This window comes from Pseudonocardia sp. SID8383 (assembly GCF_009864975.1).
GTDB classification, from domain to species: domain Bacteria; phylum Actinomycetota; class Actinomycetes; order Mycobacteriales; family Pseudonocardiaceae; genus Pseudonocardia; species Pseudonocardia alni.
In genome coordinates, this window is sequence record NZ_WWFY01000334.1 from 1 (window position 1) to 215 (window position 215).

The 215-nt window shown below is 81.9% G+C and carries 1 protein-coding gene; it reads right to left on the reverse strand.

The genetic code is table 11. The annotated features are described in order from the left end of the window. Positions 1-203: ATP-binding cassette domain-containing protein (locus GTW08_RS32670; protein WP_346009877.1), on the reverse strand; the 203-nt coding region annotated here is incomplete at its 3' end. Positions 204-215 lie beyond the last annotated feature (12 nt).

Below are 215 nucleotides of genomic sequence, written 5' to 3' on the forward strand. Positions count from 1 at the left end.
GCGCGCCGGTCGCCCGCCGGGTCACGGCCGCCGACCCGGACGGTCCCCGAGCAGGGGGTCAGCCCGGCCAGGGCCCGGCCGAGCGTCGTCTTGCCCGCCCCCGAGGGCCCGGTCAGCGCGACGAACCCGCCCCGCCCGACGGCGAGGTCCACCCCGGACAGCAGCTGCGCCCCGCCCGCGGCCCGGACCCCCAGACCCGTCACCTCGAGCATCGC